Source organism: Actinospica durhamensis, from assembly GCF_018139695.1.
GTDB lineage: Bacteria > Actinomycetota > Actinomycetes > Streptomycetales > Catenulisporaceae > Actinospica > Actinospica durhamensis.
This window is the reverse complement of record NZ_JAGSOG010000493.1, coordinates 1-2,767: the sequence shown is the minus strand read 5'-3', so window position 1 is coordinate 2,767 and position 2,767 is coordinate 1. Positions and strand designations below refer to the sequence as shown.

The window sequence follows — 2,767 nt, the reverse complement described above, 5'->3', positions numbered from 1 at the left end:
CCGCTGAATCCGTGGCTGCCGCCCCCGCCGCGGGCATACGCGACTGCCGGGCTGGTCAATGCGATGACCGCCGCGAGCACAAGTATCCGCCGACCCCCACGCACGTGCGTTCCTCCTCGAGAATTCTGAAAAACCCCGCACCAGGCTACAGGTTACGTACGCCGGCGTCGCCAGGGTGTGCGCGCTCGCGGCCGAACCCGTCTCGGCGGCGCGCCCGGCTCAGGCCGGATGAGCTGGGCCGCGGCCTGCGGACGGGGTGGCTTCGGATGAGATCTTGAACATCAAGAATCTGATCATGAGGTGGGCGCGACCCGGCGCGCGGGGGTGGTTTCGCCGGGTGCTGTCATAGCACATCGCGGTGTTCTGCGATGCCTTGTCCGGCGAGAGAGACCATTGGTATGGTCCACCGGTGTTACGAAAATTTGCTATTGGGGGCACTGTGACGGTGCTGCTCGCATGCGTGGCGACCTCGCCCGCGTCGGCGGCCTCATCCAGTGCGGCATATCAAACCGTCAACTATCATGGCTACGAGGTGCAGGTTCCGGCCTCCTGGCCGGTCTATGACCTCACCGCCGATCCGAGCCGGTGCGTGCTGTTCGACCAGCACGCCGTCTACCTGGGCACGCCGGGGGTCGATCAGAACTGCCCGCCGCGGGCGTACGGGCGTACCGAGGCGCTGCTGATCCAGCCCGAGCAGGCCTCGGTCCCGGCCGGCACGCAGGAGCTGGGTACGGACACCGCCGCGTTCTCGGGCCCGATGAACGCGAACGAGACGACGCGGCACACGGTGCAGTTCACCGCTCCGGGTCCCGGCGTGGAGGTCACCGCGACCTACGGATCCGGTGCGGCACAGATCCGTTCGATCCTCTCCGGCGCCCGGATGACCGCGAAGAGCGCGGCCAAGGCTCCGGCCGCGGGCAACGCGCAGGCCGTGCCCGCCACGCGGACCGCCGGATCGTCCGGCTCCTCGGCCGCGGCGAACACCTCGAGCGCGAGCGCGACCTCGGAACTGTCGGTGCAGCAGGCCCAGGGGCTCGGCGTCGACACGTGCACCGTGCCGTCGGCCGCGACGATGAGCGACTGGCTCGCCTCGCCGTACCGGGTGATCAGCACCTATCTGGGCGGCGCCAACTGGGCGTGCACCTACGGGGACTTCTCCGCGAGCTGGGTCAGCCAGGTCGCGGCCGAGGGCTGGCAGTTCATCCCGATCTGGGTGGGCCCGCAGGCCTCGTGCACCCAGCTGACGAACACGACGGTGATCGACCCGTCCAACGCCGCGGCGCAGGGCGCGGCCGAGGCGGCGAGCGCGGTCGCGGCGGCCCAGGAGTTCGGCTACGGCCAGGGCACGCCGATCTACTACGACATGGAGAGCTACAACAACTCCGACTCCGCGTGCAGCCAGGCGACGTTGACGTTCCTGGGCGCGTGGACGGCGGGGCTGCACTCGGCCGGCTACCTCTCCGGGGTGTACTCGAGCGCGGCGACCGGCATCGCCGACCTCGCCTCGCAGTACACGAACTCCGCCTATCAGAGCCCGGACGACGTCTGGTTCGCCGACTGGAACGACAACCCGGTGCTCACCAACCCGTACGCGCCCGCCGCGGACTGGCAGGGCGCCATCATGCACCAGTACTACGGGAGCCACGACGAGACCTGGGGCGGCGCCACGCTCAGCCTCGACAGCGACGTGGTCGACGCGGCCGTCGCCGGGGAGCCGGGCACGGCCACGGGGCAGCCCACCGTCACCGACGAACCGGCCGAGGTGGCCGTGACGCCGGGGAACGCGGGCCGGACGCAGCTGAAGATCCAGGCCGGATCGAAGCTCTCGACGATCCACTGGCAGGTTCAGCCGCCCGCCGGGATCACGGTCTCGCCGTCCTCGGGCATCGCGATCGTGTCCGGAAGCGGGCAGGTGGGCATCTCGCTCAACGTCACGGGCGCCTCGTCACTCGCCTCCGGGCGCTATGACGTGCCGATCACCGTGACCGTGAACGGGAAGCAGACCACCGGGACCTACCTCCTGGTCAGTGACGGCACCGCGATCGCGTCCTCGGTCGTGCTCTACGCGGCGGACACCTCGAGCATGGCGATCGCTCAGCTCGAGGCGCAGCAGCTCGCACTGCCCGCGAGCAACCTGACCGGCGACTTCGCCACCGCGTGGGCCGACGACGCGAGCGGGAACGACCTGGTCATCGCGGTCGGGGTCGCGGCCAGCAACGCGCTGTTCCACAACGCGTGCGGGTGGGCGAACCCGGCCAACGAAGCCATCGGCCACACGCCCTTCGGCTACCCGTCCGTGCCGCTGACAGCGGGCACGGGTGGCGTCTTCGAGGGGGCCGACCTGAGCACCGACGCGGCGAACCAGGCGCTCTCCGAGCAGTTCGCGCAGTACGCGTTGGCGGGGACGATCCCGAACGAGAGCGCGGCCCAGCCGCTCGGCTCGCTCACTCCGGCGGACACCTGCCTCGGCTCCGCCAGCGTGCCGGTGCCGTAGTCGCGGGAGCAGTATCCGTGCATCGAGTGGGAATCGAGTAGGACAGGCGGCCGGCCCGGGAGCGTTCCGGGCCGGCCACCTGGCGTGTGCGGGTCGGTCAGTAGCGGTAGGTGTCGGGCTTGTACGGACCGTCGACCGGGATGCCCAGGTAAGAGGCCTGGCGCTCGGTCAGCGTGGTCAGCCTGACTCCGAGTGCGTCCAGGTGCAGCCGGGCCACGTGCTCGTCGAGCTGCTTGGGCAGGGTGTAGACCCCGACCGGGTAGTCGTCCGGCT

The 2,767-nt window shown here is 70.3% G+C and carries 2 protein-coding genes and 1 pseudogene; 1 reads left to right on the top strand and 2 read right to left on the bottom strand.

What is annotated here, in order from left to right:
- Positions 1–134, bottom strand: a pseudogene (locus tag KDL01_RS46355) (hypothetical protein); the annotation flags it as partial.
- A gap of 398 nt (positions 135–532) precedes the next feature.
- On the opposite strand from KDL01_RS46355, the gene KDL01_RS40315 reads away from it, so the two are divergent.
- The gene (locus tag KDL01_RS40315) at positions 533–2,494 is read left to right on the top strand and encodes a DUF1906 domain-containing protein (RefSeq protein WP_212533998.1); all 1,962 of its coding nucleotides are present in this window, start codon (positions 533–535) and stop codon (positions 2,492–2,494) included.
- Between the two features lie 97 nt (positions 2,495–2,591).
- Here the strand turns inward: KDL01_RS40315 and KDL01_RS44975 are convergent.
- Positions 2,592–2,767 (bottom strand): adenosylhomocysteinase (locus tag KDL01_RS44975; protein ID WP_212533999.1); only part of this gene is annotated, 176 nt, incomplete at its 5' end.